Annotated in this window: 19 protein-coding genes and 4 tRNA genes; 6 read left to right on the top strand and 17 right to left on the bottom strand. The window is 39.6% G+C overall.

Annotated features, from left to right (window positions below):
• A partial coding sequence (locus I2F62_RS10710) for an integrase core domain-containing protein (protein WP_324625736.1) occupies positions 1 to 145 on the top strand: 145 nt, incomplete at its 5' end.
• Between the two features lie 39 nt (positions 146 to 184).
• Complete coding sequence (locus I2F62_RS10705; protein WP_324627001.1) at positions 185 to 409, top strand: hypothetical protein; 225 nt, start codon at positions 185 to 187, stop codon at positions 407 to 409.
• A gap of 28 nt (positions 410 to 437) precedes the next feature.
• Here the strand turns inward: I2F62_RS10705 and I2F62_RS10700 are convergent, their stop codons facing one another.
• Genes I2F62_RS10700 through msrB form a run of 3 tightly spaced genes read right to left on the bottom strand, consistent with a single transcriptional unit; the run spans position 438 to position 2,222 of the window.
• Positions 438 to 1,277, bottom strand: coding sequence for an AraC family transcriptional regulator (locus I2F62_RS10700; RefSeq protein ID WP_324627000.1), 840 nt, complete (start codon positions 1,275 to 1,277; stop codon positions 438 to 440).
• 43 nt (positions 1,278 to 1,320) lie between these two features.
• On the bottom strand, positions 1,321 to 1,806 hold the full coding sequence (locus I2F62_RS10695; RefSeq protein ID WP_324626999.1) for a glutathione peroxidase: 486 nt from the start codon (positions 1,804 to 1,806) through the stop codon (positions 1,321 to 1,323).
• A complete protein-coding gene (msrB, locus tag I2F62_RS10690) occupies positions 1,803 to 2,222 on the bottom strand; it encodes a peptide-methionine (R)-S-oxide reductase MsrB (RefSeq protein ID WP_324626998.1) in 420 nt (139 codons plus the stop codon). Before msrB ends, I2F62_RS10695 begins: the two co-directional genes overlap by 4 nt.
• 214 nt (positions 2,223 to 2,436) lie before the next feature.
• Here msrB and I2F62_RS10685 point away from each other — a divergent pair, with 214 nt between their 5' ends.
• Positions 2,437 to 3,867: a pyridoxal phosphate-dependent aminotransferase gene (locus I2F62_RS10685; RefSeq protein ID WP_324626997.1), complete on the top strand. Its 1,431-nt coding sequence runs from the start codon at positions 2,437 to 2,439 to the stop codon at positions 3,865 to 3,867.
• Between the two features lie 191 nt (positions 3,868 to 4,058).
• Here I2F62_RS10685 and I2F62_RS10680 read toward each other — a convergent pair.
• The 6 genes from I2F62_RS10680 to I2F62_RS10655 all read right to left on the bottom strand — a co-directional run bounded on the left by I2F62_RS10680 (position 4,059) and on the right by I2F62_RS10655 (position 7,066).
• Positions 4,059 to 4,132 (bottom strand) — tRNA-Trp (locus I2F62_RS10680).
• A gap of 65 nt (positions 4,133 to 4,197) precedes the next feature.
• A tRNA-Leu gene (locus I2F62_RS10675) sits at positions 4,198 to 4,282 on the bottom strand.
• Positions 4,283 to 4,444: 162 nt separating this feature from the next.
• Positions 4,445 to 4,518 (bottom strand) — tRNA-Trp (locus tag I2F62_RS10670).
• Positions 4,519 to 4,583: 65 nt separating this feature from the next.
• Positions 4,584 to 4,668: transfer RNA gene (locus tag I2F62_RS10665), tRNA-Leu, on the bottom strand.
• A gap of 108 nt (positions 4,669 to 4,776) precedes the next feature.
• Positions 4,777 to 5,571 (bottom strand): protein kinase domain-containing protein, encoded by a 795-nt coding sequence (locus tag I2F62_RS10660; RefSeq protein WP_324626996.1) that lies wholly within the window; start codon positions 5,569 to 5,571, stop codon positions 4,777 to 4,779.
• A 16-nt stretch (positions 5,572 to 5,587) separates the two neighbouring features.
• A complete protein-coding gene (locus I2F62_RS10655; RefSeq protein WP_324626995.1) occupies positions 5,588 to 7,066 on the bottom strand; it encodes a DUF3336 domain-containing protein in 1,479 nt (492 codons plus the stop codon).
• Between the two features lie 156 nt (positions 7,067 to 7,222).
• Between I2F62_RS10655 and I2F62_RS10650 the strand changes: the two genes are divergently transcribed.
• Positions 7,223 to 8,095, top strand: a complete 873-nt coding sequence (locus tag I2F62_RS10650) for an ATP-binding protein (RefSeq protein WP_324626994.1) — start codon at positions 7,223 to 7,225, stop codon at positions 8,093 to 8,095.
• A 184-nt stretch (positions 8,096 to 8,279) separates the two neighbouring features.
• Here I2F62_RS10650 and I2F62_RS10645 read toward each other — a convergent pair whose 3' ends face one another.
• Positions 8,280 to 9,035 carry a hypothetical protein gene (locus I2F62_RS10645; protein ID WP_324626993.1) on the bottom strand — a complete coding sequence of 252 codons (756 nt, stop codon included), beginning with the start codon at positions 9,033 to 9,035 and terminating at the stop codon, positions 8,280 to 8,282.
• Positions 9,036 to 9,117: 82 nt separating this feature from the next.
• On the bottom strand, positions 9,118 to 11,367 hold the full coding sequence (locus I2F62_RS10640) for a TonB-dependent hemoglobin/transferrin/lactoferrin family receptor (protein ID WP_324626992.1): 2,250 nt from the start codon (positions 11,365 to 11,367) through the stop codon (positions 9,118 to 9,120).
• A 315-nt stretch (positions 11,368 to 11,682) separates the two neighbouring features.
• Here I2F62_RS10640 and I2F62_RS10635 point away from each other — a divergent pair, with 315 nt between their 5' ends.
• A complete protein-coding gene (locus I2F62_RS10635; RefSeq protein WP_324626991.1) occupies positions 11,683 to 13,179 on the top strand; it encodes a CoA-acylating methylmalonate-semialdehyde dehydrogenase in 1,497 nt (498 codons plus the stop codon).
• Between the two features lie 91 nt (positions 13,180 to 13,270).
• Here I2F62_RS10635 and I2F62_RS10630 read toward each other — a convergent pair whose 3' ends face one another.
• From I2F62_RS10630 to I2F62_RS10620, 3 genes are all read right to left on the bottom strand, one after another.
• Complete coding sequence (locus I2F62_RS10630) at positions 13,271 to 14,335, bottom strand: diguanylate cyclase (RefSeq protein WP_324626990.1); 1,065 nt, start codon at positions 14,333 to 14,335, stop codon at positions 13,271 to 13,273.
• A 258-nt stretch (positions 14,336 to 14,593) separates the two neighbouring features.
• The gene (locus tag I2F62_RS10625) at positions 14,594 to 15,541 is read right to left on the bottom strand and encodes a nucleoside hydrolase (protein WP_324626989.1); all 948 of its coding nucleotides are present in this window, start codon (positions 15,539 to 15,541) and stop codon (positions 14,594 to 14,596) included.
• Positions 15,542 to 15,857: 316 nt separating this feature from the next.
• Positions 15,858 to 17,108, bottom strand: coding sequence for a NupC/NupG family nucleoside CNT transporter (locus I2F62_RS10620; protein ID WP_324626988.1), 1,251 nt, complete (start codon positions 17,106 to 17,108; stop codon positions 15,858 to 15,860).
• 588 nt (positions 17,109 to 17,696) lie between these two features.
• On the opposite strand from I2F62_RS10620, the gene rbsK reads away from it, so the two are divergent.
• Positions 17,697 to 18,632 (top strand): ribokinase, encoded by a 936-nt coding sequence (rbsK, locus tag I2F62_RS10615; protein WP_324626987.1) that lies wholly within the window; start codon positions 17,697 to 17,699, stop codon positions 18,630 to 18,632.
• Between the two features lie 109 nt (positions 18,633 to 18,741).
• Here the strand turns inward: rbsK and I2F62_RS10610 are convergent, their stop codons facing one another.
• The 3 genes from I2F62_RS10610 to I2F62_RS10600 all read right to left on the bottom strand — a co-directional run bounded on the left by I2F62_RS10610 (position 18,742) and on the right by I2F62_RS10600 (position 22,003).
• Complete coding sequence (locus I2F62_RS10610; RefSeq protein WP_324626986.1) at positions 18,742 to 18,921, bottom strand: hypothetical protein; 180 nt, start codon at positions 18,919 to 18,921, stop codon at positions 18,742 to 18,744.
• Between the two features lie 24 nt (positions 18,922 to 18,945).
• On the bottom strand, positions 18,946 to 19,179 hold the full coding sequence (locus I2F62_RS10605; RefSeq protein ID WP_324626985.1) for a hypothetical protein: 234 nt from the start codon (positions 19,177 to 19,179) through the stop codon (positions 18,946 to 18,948).
• 184 nt (positions 19,180 to 19,363) lie between these two features.
• Complete coding sequence (locus I2F62_RS10600) at positions 19,364 to 22,003, bottom strand: bifunctional aconitate hydratase 2/2-methylisocitrate dehydratase (RefSeq protein ID WP_324626984.1); 2,640 nt, start codon at positions 22,001 to 22,003, stop codon at positions 19,364 to 19,366.
• Between the last annotated feature and the right edge of the window lie 159 nt (positions 22,004 to 22,162).

Genomic DNA, 22,162 nt, shown 5'->3' with positions numbered 1-22,162 from the left:
AACAGTACGTTATGAGTGTTTAAATCAGCAGTTATTTCGAGATATTGAAGACGTTCAGAACTATACAACAGCATGGCAATACTTCTATAATCATGAACGACCACATATGTCAGTTGATGGTAGACCACCTAATTTTAAACAATAATAAAGGCTTAGGATATTCTACTTATAGATTCGATTAATAATGGGGGTATTACCAATAAATATAGACAAAACAAAAAGCCAGAAAAGAATCAGCGCATTACCAAGCGTAATTCCACAATTAATCAAAAATGCGTTAGCACGATTACTGTTTAATATCGTCATCAACAATAAGAAAAAATCTGGTCCTGGTGATAACAATGCTAAAAAGTGTGTCATTGCGATCACAATAAATAATTCCATTAAAAGCTCAACCATAAAAATATGATGCAAGCTTAAATCCGAGGCCATAACCTTTATTGTATAAAAGTGCGCAAAGAACCCTCTTGGAATTGCTTAGGTGTTACCGCCACATATTGTTTAAATACTTTATGAAAATGACTTTGATCAATAAAACCTAATGTATGTGCAATTTGACTAATGTGTTGTCCTTGTCTTAATAATTGTCGTGCTTGCTGGATCTTCAAATTAAGCTGAAAAGCATGCGGTGTTATCCCGATATTTTTCTTAAAAAGACGAATGACCGCATAGCGACTCATCCCAACACTCTGCGCCAAATCATCCAAACCAATAAAAGTTTCAGCAGATACACATTGTTCCACTAATCTTTCAAATACACTTTGTCCATATCTAGGCTTAAAAGTTGGTTGCCACCGAAAATAAGGGAAAAGAATTTGGGTTAAATATTCTATCAACCCCTGTTCTTTTTCTATAATTAAAGCTGATGAATCAAACAACAACTGATTGAGTTGACAAAAGGACTTATACAAGTCGGGCTTTTGTAAAATATAAGGCTGCCATTGCGGTATAGCTTCAAATATATTTTCTGCTTGCAATTCATCTAGCAACACACTAAGCCAAGAGGCATCCAAGTGGAGCATTTGATAGCTCCACGCTTGCCCAGCTTGTGGATTACATGAATGCTCGACATGAGCAGGAATCACCACAAGACTGCCTTTTTGAATCACTTGAGCTTGAGCGAAATAACTACTAAATGTGCTCTCACCCTCATCAATAGCACCAATAGAAAAAGTTGGATGGCTATGTGATTGATAGCAAACCCGACTTTGACATGCTCGGCGGGTTTCAATATAAGGCATACGTGGATCTAGCCAAAACTCAACCGTTTTATCCATCCATCACCCATAACAGTACGCCAAATATCAACATAAAAGAAAATCAAATACCTAAAGCAGATTCTATGTCTGCCTCTAAATTTTCGGGTTTGGTTGTCGGGGCAAAACGATTCAAGACCGCACCATCACGCCCAACCAAAAACTTGGTAAAATTCCACTTAATTCGCTGACTACCTAAAATACCTTTGGCTTCGTGCGAAAGCAGACGAAAAATTGCATGTGCTTCAGGACCTTTCACATTTACCTTGGCAAACATTGGAAAACTAACACCATAATTTTTTTGACAAAATGCGCCAATTTCATTATTGGCAGCGGGATCTTGTCCACCAAACTGGTTACACGGAAACCCGAGCACCACCAAACCTTGATCTTTATATTTTTGATATAACTGTTCCAAACCTGCAAATTGCGGTGTAAAACCACATTTACTGGCAGTATTAACAATCAATAATACTTTACCCTGATATTCCGCCATGGGCTGAATTTTTCCATCTAATCGCTCGGCTTCAAACTGATAAATGTTGGTCATGGATAGGTATCCTCATCACTTTTTTGTTGTGTTTTTAATTCTAATGAAGCCGAATTTACGCAATAACGTAAACCGGTGGGTTGCGGACCATCTTCAAAAACATGACCTAAATGCGCATCGCACTGATGACAGACAATTTCAACACGATCCATCCCATGAGATAAATCTTCGTGCTCCTCAATAACTGTGTTATTTAATGCCTTAAAAAAACTGGGCCAACCACAGCCACTGTCATATTTTGCATCAGAAGCAAACAATTCTGTACCGCAGCAACGACAAGTATAAATTCCTGACTGATGACTATTCCAATATTTTCCCGTAAAGGGCGCTTCGGTTCCTTTTTGGCGTGTAATTCGATATTCTTCTGCTGATAATTCTCTTTGCCACTCTCTATCTGTTTTATTCACTTTAGCCATAAATTGTCCCTCATTCTTCCTTCCTGTTGACTGTCTTCATATTTACGTGATTCGTCAGCAAATTTCTAGCCCTTATAGCATAAATTATTAATCCAATTAAAAAGCAAAAAGAAAGCAAATTCACGGTAAATAAAAAAGCAATTTTATGTAAAAATACTTTTTAGTAAGCAACAATAGTGATAATCTTAGCTCGATCTAGACTTAGGCAAAAAAAATGTCGCAGAAAAAAAGTGTGCTGTTTAAGAATTTGCTACCCAATATCAGGCAATACCAAGACAATGGTTTTACCCATGAAAAAATCGTAACACTCCTTAAAACAGAACATAATCTTGACTTGGTCAGTATCGAAACATTTAAAAGTTACTTATATCGCTACGCCAAAACCACCCCGACGCCTTCAGAGAACGATAAGATGAATACCACGCCCCAAATTCCACGTGAAATCAAAAAATCATCGAAACTCGAGCATGTTTGCTACGACATTCGCGGGCCAGTTTTACGCGCCGCCAATGAAATGGAAGAACAAGGGCACAAAATTATTAAGCTGAATATTGGCAACCCTGCCCCTTTTGGCTTTGAAGCACCTCAAGAAATTATTAACGATGTTGCCTTTAACTTACCCAATGCCATTGGCTACACCGATTCACGCGGCATTTTCCCTGCGCGTAAAGCCATTTGCCAGTATTACCAACAAAAAGGCATTCTCAACATGCACGTCAATGACGTGTACATTGGCAATGGTGTTTCTGAACTAATTGTTATGTCGATGCAAGGCTTATTGGACGATGGCGATGAAATGCTCGTTCCAATGCCCGACTACCCGCTTTGGACTGCTGCGGTAAATTTATCGGGTGGTACCGCAATTCACTATAAATGCGATGAAGAAAATAGCTGGTATCCAGATATTGCTGACATGGAAGCCAAAATCACACCACAAACGCGCGGCATTGTAGTCATTAACCCGAACAACCCAACAGGCTCAGTATATCCTCGACATATTTTGGCGCAAATTGTGGCACTGGCGAAAAAATACGACCTGATTTTATTTGCCGATGAAATTTACGACAAAATTGTTTATGACGGCATCGAGCATGTAGCACTTGCCTCTTTAGCAGGCGATCAACTCTGCATTTCATTCAATGGATTATCGAAAGCCTATCGTATTGCAGGTTATCGTTCAGGCTGGATGGCAATTACGGGCAATAAATCTCGCGCAACGGACTACATCGAAGGCTTAGATATGCTAGCTTCGATGCGTTTATGCGCCAATCACCAAGCACAATACGCGATTCAAACCGCTTTAGGTGGTTATCAATCCATTAATGACTTAATTCGCCCGAATGGTCGCTTATACGAACAACGTAATATTGCATGGAATATGCTCAATGAAATTCCCGGAGTAAGCTGTGTGAAACCTGAAGGCGCAATGTATTGCTTCCCGCGCTTAGATCCCAAAATCTACCCAATTCAGGACGATGAAAAACTCATGCTGGATTTATTACGCGCAGAAAAAGTGCTTTTAGTACAAGGCACTGGGTTTAACTGGCCAACACCAGACCATTTCCGCGTGGTGTTCTTGCCTGCCGAAAATGAGTTAAGAGAAGCCATTACTCGCATTGGCCGCTACTTAGCCACCCTGCGCTAATTATAGAAACAAAAAAGCCAGTCCACACGACTGGCTTTTTTTATAGCAAAAACTTGGTCAATCATTATTAAAAATCAATAACACCACTGGATTAGATGATCACAGCATCATATTTACTCAGTCATTTTTATAATCACATAAAAAAACAGGCAATAAAAAAGCCCAACCAGAGGTTGAGCTTCTTTCAAATTTGGCAGAGGATCAAGGACTCGAACCTTGACGAACGGTTTTGGAGACCGTCATGCTACCATTACACCAATCCTCTATTTTATGAATACTAACATTTTAGCTTCATAAAAAAAGCAAGAGTTTTAATCTTGCTTTAAAACTTGGTGGGGGCGAAGAGACTCGAACTCTTACACCTCGCGGCGCTGGAACCTAAATCCAGTGCGTCTACCAATTTCGCCACGCCCCCAATAGCTCGCTATATTAGCGACCCAACCACGCTTTAGCAAGACCTTTTTAAATCAACTGGTTATAAAATAAAACATCTACTTTTTAATGGCTATTTCTTATTCAGAAAAATTTACACGCAATAAAAAAGCCCAACCATAACAGGTTAAGCTTCTTTTAAATTTGGCAGAGGATCAAGGACTCGAACCTTGACGAACGGTTTTGGAGACCGTCATGCTACCATTACACCAATCCTCTATTTTATGAATACTAACATTTTAGCTTCATAAAAAAAGCAAGAGTTTTAATCTTGCTTTAAAACTTGGTGGGGGCGAAGAGACTCGAACTCTTACACCTCGCGGCGCTGGAACCTAAATCCAGTGCGTCTACCAATTTCGCCACGCCCCCAATAGCTCGCTATATTAGCGGCGACACTTCAAATTGACAAGTATTATTTTTAAAACAGCCAACCAAGTGTTCAAATAAAAAACACCTTGTCTGAAAAAAGCACTTCATTCATGTGACTGTTATCGAATTCAGATACTGAATTGCTTGCTGTGAGGTTAAAAATCTGTCTTTAGCATGTCGAGCAAGCAAACCATTGATAAAATCTTGAAAAACCGAGAATGACTCATCAAGTAAAAAAGATGCCTGCTGACAGTGATACAGCGCCCAATCTTCATAGCGTTGAATTGCTATTTTTTGCTGCGTCAGCCATTCATATAAAATTATGCCTAAAGCATATAAATCAGTTTGTTGGGTTTTAGCGTTTAAATGAAACAGTTCAGGCGCCATATAACGTGGCGTCGCATTCATAACCAAAGCTGTTTCACCTAAGGCTAAATTTTGCGCTTGCTCAAAATCTAATAATCTTACGCGATGTTCATATAAACGCAGATGGGAAGGTTTTAAATCGCCATGTAACCAACCTGCCTGATGTAACTTCACCAAAGCTGCCAATATTGCATGCATTTTTTGTTTAATGTGTAAAATTGATAATCCATTTATCTCTAACAACGCCGGCGCTGCATGAACAAGCCTCAAAAAATTTGGCATATGTTCCGATGAATCTTTAGTAAACAATTGATATGGCAAGCCACAGCCATCTAATATGCCCTGCTGATATAACTGAATTTCGTTGTTAAAACTTAAAACAAATTGTGGATGCCCTTCTGGTTCTTGAGATTTCAACCAATAGCATTGATCGCCTTGTTTTAATAGATAAATTCGGCGTCCCAAAGCACGACTTGACTGCGGTGTTTTGTCGATCATGCAGGTATAATCTTGCGGTTGAAACTGTGGCATTTGCATACTTATTTCATAAACATCATTTAAGTCGTGCTTTTTCCTGTGCCTGCAAGTCATCCAAAACATGCTCAATGGTTTTACCAATCCGCGCATGTATTTCTATTGCAGAAACCTTCGGCCATGTGGCGCGCTCGCCTTCTTTTTGCAGCAATTGAAAAATATGCGGACGTGGATTTTGCAGCAGATACAGATAATGTTTTAAATTATGATGGGCAAAAATATTTACATCGCCATAATATCGTTGATCAACAATGCCGTGCACATTATCTAGCAAGCGCCGAACTTGTGGCACATAACCAATGCGCTCTCGGGTAAAATCCATAATCCCCTTAGTAATCACCTTGCCTTGGCGGCGAATAATGCGCTCTGGCCAACTCAGCAAATCACGACGGTAACGCTCTGCATCACTTTGCATAAACGGCACAATATGCGGATTGGCCTGACTGGCAATGGTGTAATTAATGTTATACAAACGGGACATTTTTTCTTGCGGAAAATCGCTACGCATGCTGCCATCAACCCAAAATGTATTAGCCATAAATGGCGTATGCGTTCCATCGTAACGTTTGGCGGTTAAGCGGATGGGCGGAAATAAAATAGGTACCGCACACGAAGCTAAGGTTGCACTCCATACCAATAAATCTGGTGCCGTAAAGCGATTCAGAATTGACGCATTTTGAGATGCATCATACGGCGCAACCGCGATATTAATATTTAAACCTGAACGTTTATAGGCCTCTTCAAAAGTAAAATCACCCAAATTTTCTACCAAGAATCGTTTTAAATGGCGTACATCGGCAAAACCACCACGTTCTTTCAACAAGGTTTTTAAGGAACGAAAATGAAAGGCATCGCCGACCACATGTTGTCCAGTTAAAATTCGGTCGGTTTGTTCAGGTTCAGATACGCCCAACATCGCCGCGATAATTGCGCCTGCACTTGAGCCAGACAACACGTTTGGCATCAGGTCTTGTTCACGTAGCACTTTACATACGCCACTATGAAATAAGCCCAGCGTTGCACCACCTGAAAACATTAACGCAGGCTGACCATAGGCAATTTTGCAATGTCTAAAAAAACTGATTTTGGCTTCAAAATTAAACTCGGCCGATTCAACTTGAGCCAGATATTGCAGACCTAAATGCACCTCATTGACATATTCTTCAATAATTTTTTTGGTTCCCATGTAGCAAACCACGAACAACATAGGATGACAAATATTGGCAATATCGTAAGTGAGTCCCTCACGTAAAATATGCATTAAGTCTTTGCTGCGGTTTTGTTGGCGATATTTTTTTAATAATCCTAACCGATACGAAATGACTTCAGCATCAAAATAAGGTGATGAATTTTCATATTTCCATTGTTGAATGCCAGATTCTTCATCCAACTGTAAAGCGATTTCTTTCCACTCTTGATAGTTTTGTGCATGCGCAAGCTGCTTTTTCAGCTCATTCATCCGAGATTTTTGAGTGTTTTCAGTCAATAGCTTAAGCATCTGTTTCCTCAGTCACCAAATCATCTTTATGGTTGAAGTTAAATGGTTATTCCTTTCAACTTAACTTAGGGCTAATATGAAGATCAATTGCTATTTTGATCATATCGCAAAAGAGTGATCTTGCGTTATTTTTTTCATTTATCTAAGCGAATCCCTATGGCACAGCTCGAACTTTCTAATGATATGCTCCATCTAATCAAAAATGTACTCGAACGATTGCAGCAGACGTTACCCCCCGTAGAAACTGAAATTGATTTCTCAGCACCGGCATATAAGTGGCAAAAACAACAACTTAAGCCGATTCATCAGCCTAAAAAAATTCGCTTGGCCGATTTAAAAGGCATTGAGCGACAAAAAGCAAAGATCATTCAAAATACCTTACAATTTTTAAATGGCTTCCCTGCCAATGATGTGTTGTTGACTGGCTCAAGAGGCACCGGAAAATCTTCGATGGTTCGGGCATTACTGACAGAATATGCCGATCAAGGCTTACGTTTAATTGAAATTGAACGTGATGATTTATCAGATTTGGCTGAAATTCAAAAACTTATTCAAGATCGTCCTGAAAAATTTATTGTGTACTGCGATGACCTTGCTTTTAATGCTGAAGATGAAAATTACCGCAGCTTAAAAAGTGTATTAGACGGCGCTTTAGAATCGGGACAGCATAATTTTATGATTTATGCGACCAGTAACCGCCGCCACTTATTGCCCGAATTTATGCATGAAAATACACCCATCACAAAGGTAGATGTTCCGCAATATACAGAATTGCATCCGCAAGAAGCGATTGAAGAAAAAATCTCTTTGTCTGATCGTTTTGGTTTGTGGTTGTCTTTTTATCCTATGGATCAAGCGTTGTATTTAGAGATTGTTGAATCGTATTTAGCACAAGCTGAAATTCCATTTAACACAGAAACTCGTGCAGAAGCCTTACGTTGGTGTCAAATGCGTGGACAACGTTCAGGACGTGCCGCTTATCAGTTTTCTAAACATTGGATTGGTTTGAATCAATTAAATCAACTGTAGTTTGCATGTGGCATCTTTTCTTTCATTATTTCAAGCAAAGCATTTGAGTTACTCATGCTTTGCTCTAGTTCAGTGTGATCAAAGATTTTTTTGTTGTTTGCACACACAAAGCAGATAAATCGTTCAATTCATCTGCTTTATTTTAGCTCTAAGATCGTTAAAGCATGTCTTATATTGCTTTAAATCACTTCACATCAAGGCTCGTGTAAAGCTTTTTTGCATAATTCTGAAGATCTTTTTGGGTAATACGATCTTTTTTACCCGCAATACTTTGGAATTGCTGTGTAAAAATCAGATCATATTCGCTCTTTGCTTTGGCAGAATGCTCATCATATCGTTGGGTAAATTCAGTGACATATTCTTGCTCAGACAATACCAAATCTTTATTGGTATCGGTTGCAAAAAATTGTTGGTCGCGATGGCTTAAATAATCGCCCAATGTCACATACGAGTTATTATTTACCGCATACATTTCGATAAAATCATTCACGGTAGATGGCATTGGCATTGAAAGTGGTGATTTGATTTTTAAGCCATCGTGCGTCCCTGTAGGGGTTTTGTCTAATTGTGCATCCGCCGCATTTACAAGACCATCTTGGTTTTTATCAAAATGATCAAAGGTTTTTAAACCCACCGCCTGATATTCTTTTAACGTAATTTTATCGTCTTTATTACTATTTAATACTCCAAAACGAACATGTGCTTGTTTCACCGACATATCACGGCGTTGCTGCATCACCGATGTTAATCGTGCCTGTTCAAATTGAACATATTGTTCTCGATTAACGCTTTTTTGATTTTTAAATAGGTCGTTATAGTCTTCAGCAAAGCTTTGACTAAATGTAGATGCATTAGTATTTTTTACTTCTGGATGATGCAGCGCGTACAAACCATAAGCTTGTGTTTGTAAAGAGTTGATTGTGGGTACAGCCATTGTCATGGAACTACATAAGACTGCACAACTCAATACGGCTAATTTAAGATTTTTCATACAAATTACTCAAAACATTTCTGACTAAAAATTAAAATTTAAACTCTAAACTTGCGACAACGTTACGACCCGGCATGGTGGCGCGGTCGATTAAATTGTCTGAGGTTAATGTGCCAACTGTTGCGTATTCCCAATATTTTTTATCAAAGATATTATTCAGATTTAGATTGATTTTCATAAATTTAGTGATATTCCAATAGCTCGATAAATCGTAAATACTATAACCTGCAACACGGCGATAGTTATTGCCAGAACTGTCAATACTGGCATCTTGTGTTGCCAATTTAGAGCCAACGGCTGTGGCTGTTAGTCCTAAGCCAAATACATGTTCTGGTGCATCATAACCAAAGGTAAAGCTGGCTTTTTCAGGCTGCACCGAATTCACACTGGTTTTATCCCCCGCACTATTTTTGGCATTGCCTTTGGTCTTCCCTGCCACAAGTGCCAAACTAAATCCATCGGCATGATCAATAAATTGCCCTAAATCAATCCGTGTAGAAAGCTCAGCCCCCCAAATATTTACATTGGCAATATTCTGTAATTGGTAAGTAAACATATCACGATCAAGCGCTTGAGGCAGTTCGGCATAATCAACAAAGTTATGATATTTCGTATAAAAACCTGAAATATTAAAACGAACACCTTCAATTGGTGTCATTTTTAAGCCCAATTCAAAGGCATCACTGGTCTCTTTTTTCAAATCGGTATTGCCAATAACAGAATAGCCACGCCCAGGGTTATAGCTTCCAGCCATTTCCGTAGCACTTGGCACACGCACACCACGGTTGTATTTTAAATAACTGTAATAATCAGGACTTAACTGATAAGAAATAGCAAAATTTGGCGCGACATAGTGACTACTGTTGGCTTGAACTTGATCTTGCTTTTGTGACGTTAACAATACCGTTGAAGTATTTTTAGGGTCGAACTTTTGATATTCTGCACGCAACCCAGGAATCACCTGTAAATCACGATCTGCCAGATTAAAAGTCATGGTGTCATTGAAATAAGCTGCATATTTTTGTGTGTCGGATGCCACCATAAAATTCGTATTCGTGACCGCACCAGTGGTTAAATTGGTCGAAATCCATGGTCGATCATCTTTACTTTGGTTGGCATCGAAACCGTAATTAAATTGATGGTTTTTCCATGTTTTTTGAGCTTGAGTATTTAGCCCCCATACTTCACTACTAAAATTATTTTGAATTTTTCGCGGATACGTTAAATAAAAAGCATTCAACAAATTATCATTCGTGGTTTTTTGATAATACACCTGAGCACTTAAACGATCTAAAAGTACGGCATCGCTTTTTAATACATAATCCAGCGCATAACGACTGCGTTCTGCCACTTCATTTTGTGTCCCTCCTCGTGGATAAGTCCGTCCAAGAGTTTGACTATCGATGAAACGATCTACATTACGTTTATAATAATCGAAGGTAAATCCAAGTTGTTGATTTGAAGTAAAGTTCCATAGCGCTTTTGCTAAAATTGCATCGGATGTCCAATCCACTGGATTCTCTGCCAGTTTACCTTCACTTTTTGTTTCATGACCATCACGATGCGCATATGCCACAAGCGCTTTTACCTTTTCATTGCCCGCAGCCGCTGTCAATGCACTAAACCACGCATCATCAGCAGAGCTATATCCATTTTTAAAACTTCCACCAAATTGCTTTGTACTGCTCAAATAATCTTCTGGCGATTTGGTTTTAAATGAGACACGCCCACCAATACCATCTTTTTCTACACTACTTGTGCCTGATGCAATCTCAATTTCACTGAACATTTCAGGGTCAATATAATCTCGTCCAACACCAAAACTATTGCCTCGTAGCGATGCAGGTTCAGGCGCAGCACTGGCTAAGTCGATGCCATCAACATCCAAGCCAATACGGTTACCATCGACACCACGAATATTATAACCACTTGTTCCCGCACCATCCCAAGCACTTCCGCCACCACTCACCGCTTTAGGCGCAGTCACGAGCGGTAAATATTTTACGATATCCGACATGCTTCCCGCGCCTAGTTTATCTAAATTATCTCGGTTTATTTGAGTCACCGTTTCAGGTTTTTTCGGCTCTTGATTTGCATAAACCGTAATAATTGGTAAATCGTTGGATACTTGCGCAGTAGGTGTTTCTTCTGCCGCTAATACTTGACCTGCCATCCCCATCATCACGACTGACAAACAAAAAGATAAGTACTTCTGCTGAAAAAAAGAAGTTTTTTCAGTCAAATTAGAGTTTTTTAAAACTGCATTTCGATAATGTTGCATGCTAAAACGGCCTTAATTGTTCAAATAATATTGATCGTCATTCTTAAAATAAGTTTTTGATTCACTCTTTTATCTTTTTAGATAAGTGCAAACGAAAACAAACAAATGCGAATGATAATCAACTTTATTACTATTTACAAATATTTCTTTAACAATACATAAAGTCACTGAATTAAAAAAAAATGAACACTGAAATTGATATAGATGTACGTAAAACAGATTCTTAGCCGTGTACCTCATCGCAAAGATATGCTAAAACGATAGCAACAATTCTGGACGTATAACGCCATTAAAACCCTCAACAAGGATATTAAAATGAACATCATTGGGCACTTCATTCAAGGTGAAATTTCTACTGAAGCGACGCGCACCCAAGCGGTCTATAACCCAGCGACCGGTGAAATTTCCAAACATGTGGCCATTGCAAGTAAACAAACTGTAGAAATTGCTATTGCTGCTGCACATGCCGCCTTCCCTGCTTGGCGGGATACGCCAGTCATTAAACGTGCGCGTGTGATGTTTAAATTTAAAGAATTACTAGAAAAAAATGCAGAAAAAATTTGTGCGTTAATTGGTGAAGAACACGGAAAAATTGTGCATGATGCCGCTGGTGAATTACAACGCGGTATTGAAAATGTCGAATACGCCTGCAGCGCACCGGAATTTTTAAAAGGCGAATTTTCTAAAAATGTCGGGCCAGATATCGATTCTTGGAGCGAATTCCAACCGCTAGGCGTTGTTGCTGGAATCACCCCGTTTAACTTCCCAGTGATGGTGCCACTTTGGATGTTTCCAATGGCAATTGTTTGCGGGAACTGTTTTATTCTCAAACCGTCTGAACGCGATCCATCTTCAACGCTATTTATTGCCCAATTACTCAAAGAAGCGGGCTTACCCGATGGCGTATTTAACCTAGTTAATGGGGATAAAGAAGCGGTCGATACCTTACTGCATGACAAACGCATTAAAGCGGTGAGTTTTGTCGGCTCAACGCCAATTGCAGAATATATTTACACCACAGCAACAGCCGCAGGCAAACGCTGCCAAGCTTTAGGTGGTGCTAAAAACCATGCGATTGTTATGCCAGATGCAGACATTGATAATGTCGTAGCCTCATTACTTGGCGCAGCATTTGGTTCATCAGGTGAACGCTGTATGGCGCTTTCAGTTGCCGTTGCTGTTGGCGATGACGTTGCAGATCAATTAATTGAAAAATTAAAACCTGAAATTGCCAAGTTAAAGCTAGGTCATTTCTCCGATAAAAGCAACGACTTTGGCCCAGTAATTACTGCTGAACACAAAGCAAAAGTGATTGGATTTATTGACAGCGCAGAACAACAAGGTGCAAAAGTGGTTGTGGATGGCCGCGCCGCTGCACCACAAGGCTATGAAAATGGCTTTTTTGTCGGTCCAACCTTAATTGATCATGTATCTAAAGACATGAACAGTTATCAGCAAGAGATTTTTGGCCCTGTTTTGCAAATCATTCGCGTAAATACTATGCAAGAAGCCATGCAACTGATTGATGATCACGAATATGGTAACGGCACGTGTATTTATACGCGTGACGGGGAAGCTGCGCGCTATTTTAGTACGCATATTCAAGTCGGCATGGTAGGCATTAATGTACCGTTGCCTGTACCTGTGGCCTACCATAGCTTTGGTGGTTGGAAACGCTCATTATTTGGTGATTTATACGCTTATGGCCCAGATGGTGCGCGTTTTTATACCCATCGCAAAACCATTACCCAGCGTTGGCCTTCAGCCAGTGTGCGTGAAGCCAAGCAGTTTGCGATGCCTTCATCAGAATAATTTAAGTCAAGCAGCCATCTCTTTATTTTTAGAGATGGCTTTGCGATTTTATTAACAGTTAAAAGGGCTAAATAAAAATAAGCAACTCGTTTTAAGATACGCTTGCTGCAAAATGAACTCCGTTTCGCCCCAACCTTTTAACACGATACAAGGCTCTATCTGCTTCTTCCAACCATTGCAAAGTCGATTCACAGTGTTTAGCCGAGGCAACACCAATACTGATACTAATTTTAAAATTAGGTGCATTCGGTATGGTTAATTGTTGCACTTTCAAGCAAATTTGCTGCGCTAAATCACGCGCTTGTAATTCATCATACTCAAAAATAATCAATGCCAATTCATCGCCGCCATAACGCGCGGGAATATCTTCGGGATGAACGATATTTTTAAGGATATTTGAAATCTCAAGCAACACATAATCGCCTGTTTCATGGCCATAAGTATCATTCACCGCTTTAAAATTGTCGACATCTAGCAACATCAAAAAAGCATTATATTTGCCGCGCTGAGTTTGTATAAAAGTATTGACCAAGCGCTGCTCAAATAACCGTCTATTCGGAATATGCAATCGCGGATCCATTAAAGCAATCCGTTCCATTTTTTTTAATTTATTACTCAGATGTGTCGATAAATTACGCGACACAATACTTAATGCAATCACATACAAGGTGGCTAATGGCAGCGTAAGCCACATAATCTTTTCAGTAATAGCGAAGTTGATTGGAAAGCCCAACATGAACCAAAACAGAAAAAATCCACCAAAAAATGCCAAAATTGAGGTTCTTAATAACCGCCATCCCCCTGCGGCATAGCGATCTGCAATAAAAATAGACACCAACACTAAAGATGGAAATGGATTAAGCCCCATAATAGCAACCCAGCAGCCACCCAAAAAAGTGTCTGCGACCAAGCTATATTGCTCGGTTTTAATTGCATCTTTGGAATGAATACTAAGAAAATAAGCCGCGATTGGCCAAATTAATGCATTTGCTGCAAGCAACAACCAAACTATTGGGCCATAACCCATATCTTTAATAACTGAGAAAAAAGGGATAAAACAAAGAATGACGCCGAATTGTCGTAATAAAAAGACGCGTCGAACAAAGCGCTTATTTCTTATTTTTTGTAATTCTTCATCTTGCACTAAGTAAGACATGGATTATCCAATAATCTGATTATTTTGCTTCTCTCAAAATCATTGGATTGTCCTGTAATCACTAGGATTTTTCAATTTTTGAGTCTTTACTACAGCTTTAGTGTAATTTTTTTTAACTGATCAGAACAATAGCATAATATTTAAAAGTATAAATTTTAAAATTGTGTATTTTATAGCCAACACAAACTCTTTAGATCGCTAAAATAAACACTGAAAAGATCAGGTTGCTACCCAATCTTTTCATGTTTTCACTAATCGTTAAGCATAACGGCTTAAACGTTCAGTTAATAAGTCAAAAAATCCATCACGATTAATGGTATTTAAGAATTCAGCATTTGCCGTACGACCCGTTACATACCACCAGTCTGCAACTGTTGCACCCACTGTCAGTGGACTATCTGCTTCAATTTCTACATTAATTTGGCGGCCAGTAAATAATTCAGGTTTTAACATATAACCAATCACACATGGATCATGTAACGGTGCGCCTTCTGAACCGTATTTTTCCATGTCATAACGCTCAAAGAAATCGGTCCATGCAGCAACTGCCGGCCCAACTTGATTGTTCATGGCACGTAATCCATCTACCCATGCTTTAGATGTCAGCGCCTTATGGGTCACATCTAACGGAACAACGGTTAAAGGAATACCCGCAGCAAACACAACTTTTGCCGCGTCTGGGTCAACAAACATATTAAACTCTGCAGATGGGGTAATATTTCCACCTTCAAAGAAACCACCGCCCATAAGTACAATTTTGGCAATACGCGATGCAATATCCGGCGCTTTTAAAAGTGCCTGAGCGGTATTGGTCATTGGGCCAAGCGAGCAAATGGTAATGGTTTTTTCAGGCGCATTACGCAAAGTTTTAATAATAAAGTCTACTGAATGCTGTGCTTGTAATGGCATGCTTGGTGCTGGTAATTCAATGCCGTCTAGACCAGTTTTGCCATGTACATTTTCGGCGGTAATTAAGTCCCGCTTTAACGGTTTGTCACATCCTGCAAATACAGGAATATCTGTACGGCCAGCTAATTCACAAACTTTGCGTGCATTCACATGGGTTAAAGCTAAAGGCACATTGCCCGCGACTGTGGTAATTCCCAAAACGTTTAATTCTGGACTGGCAAGCGCCAATAAAATTGCCACTGCATCATCTTGTCCTGGGTCGGTGTCGATAATGATTTGAGTCGGTGCTTGAGACATTGAATTACCTTTTATCATAACTATAAAAACGAGTACTTCGTTTGAGGCGTGTATTTAAACCGATCTCAGCTCAAAAACCAAATCGAATACTCAGCAAGCGAATATTATTCAACCATAAGAACGCAGGGTCAACTAAATCTGATTTTTTTGGTGTTTATTGTTTTACTATTTAAAATATCATCCCAATACAGATATCTATTTGAATACAATCTGTTTTGGGCAAAATAAAGTATTTTCTAATTTCAAAAATGACATATTAAAAAAAAAGGAACTTTAAAAAGTTCCTTTTTTGCATACAACACGAAATGCTTAAGTTTTACATCGAGAAACCTAAACATAATCCAGCAATGGTTGCACTCATTAAGTTAGATAAGGTTGCTGCCAAAAGCGCACGCATGGCAAGTTTAGACAATACTGGCGTTAATGAAGGTTCCACCACACTAAATGCACCAATAACCACACCAATTGAACTGAAATTTGCAAAACCACATAAACCAAAAGAAATAATTGCCGCCGTATGTGGAGAAATTGAGTGATCGGCTAAATGTGGTGCTAAACCTAAATAGGCAACAAATTCATTAATCGCTAATTTTTGACCTAATAATGAACCGGCAAGGCTTGCATCATTCCAATCTACGCCCATCATATAGGCTAAAGGCGATAAAATATAACCAAAGATCGAATCAATACTTAAACCAGAATAACCAAATAGTCCGCCTACACCGCCAATTAAACCATTTAACAATGCCAGTAAACCGACAAATACCATAATCACGGTACCCACACCAACGGCAATTTTTAAGCCGAGCATTGCACCTGTGGTTGCTGCTTCAATGATATTGCTTGGTTTGTGTTCACCAAAGCTAACATCTTTAACTTCAACGGTCGAAGCTTCAGTTGCTGGGCTAAGTAACCGCGCGAATAAAATACCCCCGGGAATAGCCATTAACGATGCTGCAAGTAAGTATTCCATTGGAACCCCTAAACCTGCATAACCCACCAATACAGAACCAGAAACTGCCGCCATACCGCTACACATAGCAGTAAATAATTCATTTTTATTCATTTTTAATAAGAATGGACGCAGCGCAGCAGGCAATTCATTTTGCCCAATAAAAATCGTGGTTACCGCAGCGAACGATTCAATTTTGCTAATACCGAGTAACTTTTGAAAGATTGTGCCTAACACTTTAATCAACACATTCATTACTTTTAAATAATAAAGAATCGAAATTAAAGCAGTCACATACACAATTGTAGGTAAAACTTTAAAAGCGAAGATAAACCCTGCGCCATCAAAGACTTTATTCATCTTGTCGCCCACTAACGCGCCCAACAAGAATGAACTGCCCACATCGGCATAACCAATGACTTTATTCACGCCCATGGCCAACTGTTCGAACAGATATTTACCCGCAGGCACATATAAAATGACAATACCTAGCAAAAATTGTAAGCCCAACGCCGGTAAAATGGTACGAAGCTGAATTGATCTTTTATTGTTTGAAAAAAGATAACCAATCAACAACAGAATCAGTATTCCAGCCAAGCCGCGGTAATAAAACATACAGTTCTCCGTAAACCTAATTGTTCGACCACGCCCGACGTCATTGACCTAGTTTAGGCAGGCTGACGCGCTGAGCAGATAAATCGCGACAATTCAATTTACAAAATATTGAATTCAAAAGATTTAATACAAGCAGCACTCAAAATGAGTGCAAGAAACAAGACCACGCGCCTCTTTGGCAAGCGACATCGCGATTGTCTTTGTTTGGGAGAAATACTACTTGTATATCAACACAATACGCACAAAAAAGAAGCAATTAAAATTAATCCATTGTTACTAAACAAAAAATTAATTTTAACTACTTCTAGGTTGCTAAATTTAACAAAAATAATAAAAAATATCGACCATTTTTTTAGTTATTCTATTTTTTCATAGAACTAAAGATCAGACAGGAAAAATTAAGTCAATGATATAAATAATTTTAAAACAGTATTTTTATTTTTTAATCGTTCAGCCAAACAGAAAAAAACAATCAAAACGCATAGCCATTATGTAAATAATATAAGCAAATAAAATAAGTTTTACATCAATTTTGCAGTAAACACGGTATCATTTAGCAAATTTTTGCTTTTTCAATTTAGGTTATACATGAGTTCTAGCCAAAAACTTGTTGTTTTAGGCAGTATTAATGCCGATCATATTTTAACGCTTGAGCATTTCCCACATCCCGGACAAACCTTGTCTGGCCGCGATTATCAAATTGCTTTTGGTGGAAAAGGTGCCAATCAAGCGGTTGCAGCCGGTCGTAGTGGCGCGGATATTCGCTTTATTGCCTGCGTGGGCGAAGATGATATTGGTCAACGGATGATTGAGCAATTTAATAAAGACCGAATTGATACTCAGGCCGTAAGCCCAGTCCAAGGACAGTCGACTGGCGTGGCGCTGATTTTTGTAAATGCCGTTGCAGAAAACTGCATTGGTATTTTTGCAGGTGCAAATGCGTGTTTAAGCACCGACTATGTTCAGCAACATGCGAATCTTATTCGTTCATCGAATGCGTTGTTATTACAACTTGAAACGCCGCTTGAAAGTATTATTGAAGCAGCAGAAATTGCGCAAAACTCGGGTGTAAAAGTCATTTTAAACCCTGCCCCAGCACGCGAATTACCTGAAGCTTTACTGCGTTTGGTCGACATTATTACCCCCAATGAAACTGAAGCGTTAAGCTTAACAGGGGTGATTATTCACGATGAAAAAGATGCCGCAGAAGCGGCCTGCATATTACACAGCAAAGGCATTAAAACTGTGGTGATTACCATGGGTTCACGTGGTGTTTGGCTGAGTGAATCTGGTCAAGGGCAATTGGTTGCCGGTTTTAAAGTCAATGCAGTTGATACCATTGCCGCAGGCGATACCTTTAATGGTGCATTTGTTACTGCTTTACTTGAAGGCAAAACTGCGCTTGATGCTGCCCGTTTTGCCAATGCCGCAGCAGCCATTGCCGTTACCCGTTCGGGTGGGCAACCTTCTGTGCCATGGCGTGAAGAAATTGATGCGTTTCTTAACGCACAAACAGCACTATAATTTTAAATTGTTTTGTGCTTTAATACGCTCAGTTTGAGATGAGCCTCATACAGTATATGACTTGATTCATATACGACTAGCCCCGCTAATATGCGGGGCTTTTTATTATTTACTTATCTTTTCCTTCTTGATTGGCATGCCCTGTACATGATGCCGCACCACCACCAAAACCGAGTTTAGATTCACATGAACCAATTGGGCGACCACTTGAATCAAATGTTTTAACTGTTGATGCACAACCGGTTAAAAAAGTCCCGAATACCACTAATGACAAAATTACGTTTTTCATGTTTAAATCCCCTTTCGATGTAAATTAATAATGACCTAAATAAATTTTAGAACTTTCTGGAATATCTTCTAATGCTTCACCTGAATTGATTAATTGATTTGCATAGCCATAACAAGCCGCTTTTCCACCAATTAAAAAACCTTTCGTGGCTTTACATGAACCTGTCATTTGACCCAAACGGTCATAGGTAACAACAGTAGATGCACAGCCAAATAAAGGTGAAATGATTAGACTAAGAATCAAGATCTTTTTTTTCACATTTTAACCTATCTTTACTTATATGTAATTTTGTGTAAATAATAACGAAGAATATAATAAATGTATATCTTTTTATAAAAAACAAATAGATAAGGGCTGATGAATCAGCCCTTATCTATTACATACTAAAATTTTACGTTTATACACAGAGGGAGCAAAGCTCCCTCATCGCGCGTATATTATATTAAGTCAACTGAGCCGCAGCAATTTTCTTAGTATCAACACCATCTGCAGCTTTAGTATATTCGCCCATCTTATCGAAGTTCAAATACTTGTAAATGTCGGCAGACATGCTGTCAATTTGCGCAGCATATTGTTGATATTCTTCTGGTGTTGGCAATTTACCCAAAACCGCAGCAACAGATGCAAGCTCAGCAGAAGCCAAGTACACGTTAGAACCTTGACCTAAACGGTTCGGGAAGTTACGTGTAGAGGTTGAAACAACCGTAGTGTTTGGCGCAACACGTGCTTGGTTACCCATACACAATGAACAGCCCGGCATTTCAGTACGCGCACCTGCACGACCATAAGTGTTATAGAAGCCTTCTTCCATTAACTGATGTTCGTCCATACGTGTTGGTGGTGCTAACCATAAACGTGTAGTCAATGAACCGCTTGGCACTTTTTCAAGCAACTGACCCGCTGCACGGAAATGACCAATGTTGGTCATACAAGAACCGATGAATACTTCATCAATTTTGTCGCCTTGAACGTCAGAAAGAAGTTTTGCATCGTCTGGATCGTTCGGGCAGCAAAGAATTGGTTCTTTAATATCAGCAAGATCAATTTCATACACTTTAGTGTATTCAGCATCAGCATCGGCTTGAATAAGCGATGGATTTGCCAACCATTTTTCCATGTTTTCAACACGGCGCGCCATAGTACGTGCATCACCATAACCTTGTGAAATCATCCATTTCAACATGGTAATGTTTGAACGTAAGTATTCAGCAACTTTCTCTTCAGAAAGCGTGATTGAACAGCCCGCAGCAGAACGTTCAGCCGAAGCGTCAGACAATTCAAATGCTTGCTCAACAGTTAAGTCAGTTTCCATTTCTGTTAAGTCGATTTCTAAAATACGACCAGAGAAAATGTTTTTCTTACCTTTTTTCTCTACAGTCAAATCGCCTTCTTTAATTGCGTAGTAAGGAATGGCATGCACAAGGTCACGTAAAGTGATGCCCGGTTGCATTTTTCCTTTAAACTTCACAAGTACAGATTCAGGCATATCCAGTGGCATAACACCAGTCGCTGCTGCGAATGCAACCAAACCAGAACCCGCTGGGAACGAAATACCAATTGGGAAACGCGTATGCGAGTCACCGCCAGTACCAACAGTATCTGGCAATAACATACGGTTTAACCAAGAGTGGATAATACCATCACCCGGACGAAGTGACACACCACCACGGTTCATAATGAAGTCAGGTAAGGTGTGTTGCATTTGTACGTCAACTGGTTTTGGATATGCCGCAGTGTGACAGAATGACTGCATCACAAGGTCTGCAGAGAAACCTAAACATGCTAAGTCTTTTAGCTCGTCACGTGTCATTGGACCCGTGGTATCTTGCGAACCAACAGTAGTCATTCTTGGTTCACAGTATGTGCCTGGAACAACACCCTGACCTTCTGGTAAACCACATGCGCGACCCACCATTTTTTGTGCTTGGGTAAAACCTTTACCGGTTGCAGCAGGTTGCACAGGGGTGCGGAATAATGTTGATGGTTCAAGGCCTAACGCTTCACGCGCTTTTGTGGTTAAACCACGACCAATAATCAGGTTAATACGACCACCTGCACGAACTTCATCTAAAAGTACTGGTGTTTTTAAATCTGATTCTGCAATTTGCTCGCCATTTTTAAACGCAGTGACTTTTGCAGCCGTGCGATCAATTTTGAGAACAATTTCGTCACCCATGTTCATGTTGGCAACATCAATCTCTACAGGTAAAGCACCCGCATCTTCCATGGTATTAAAGAAAATTGGCGCAATCTTAGAACCTAAGCAATAGCCGCCTTCTTTTTTGTTTGGAATATGTGCAATTTCTTCACCGAAGAACCAAAGCACTGAGTTTGTTGCAGATTTACGGCTTGAACCGGTACCAACAACGTCACCCACGTAAGCCACTTGATGACCTTTGGCGATTAAATCTTTAATTTGATTTAACGGACCAACTTCACCTGGTTTTTCAGGGTTAATGCCATCACGCTCGTTTTTAAGCATTGCATTGGCATGTAATGGAATGTCTGGACGGCTCCATGCATCTTGTGCTGGCGATAAATCGTCAGTGTTGGTTTCACCTGTTACTTTAAATACCGTCAGTTTAATTTCTTCAGGTACATCTTTGCGACTGGTGAACCATTCAGCGTCAGCCCAAGATTGTAATACAGCTTGTGCGTTGCTATTGCCCGCTTTGGCTTTATCGGCAACGTCATGGAACGCATCAAACACAAGTAAGGTTTTTTTCAATGCTTCAGCAGCTAAAGCCGCTAATTCTGCATCTTCTAAAAGTTCAACTAAAGGCGCAACGTTATAGCCACCAAGCATTGTACCCAATAAGTACACTGCACGTTCCTTGGTCACTAATGGCGATGTTGCTTCACCTTTTGCAAGGGCTGCTAAAAATGCTGCTTTTACATAAGCCGCTTGGTCTACACCCGCAGGAATACGGTTTTCAAGCAAGTCCACAAGGAATGCTTCTTCGCCTGCTGGTGGATTTTTTAATAATTCGACTAAGTCAGCAGTTTGAGCATCATCAAGGGGTTTCGGCGGGATTCCGAGTGCGGCACGTTCTGCAACGTGTTGGCGGTAAGCTTCTAGCACGGTGATATTCCTCTTTTTGTAAAGAATTACTTATGAATTTTAGCCTGTCCTGTAGCCTCATAAGTAATATGGACATTGTAAATTCTACTAAATTTGAGCCCAAAAGTTAATGCACACAAAGTATTTGTTTATGATGACCATTATTTTTCTACGAAATAA

This window comes from Acinetobacter sp. MD2(2019) (genome assembly GCF_035615615.1).
Classification (GTDB): domain Bacteria; phylum Pseudomonadota; class Gammaproteobacteria; order Pseudomonadales; family Moraxellaceae; genus Acinetobacter.
Note: the sequence above shows the minus strand (reverse complement) of the source record. Positions and strands in the feature narration are given on the sequence as shown.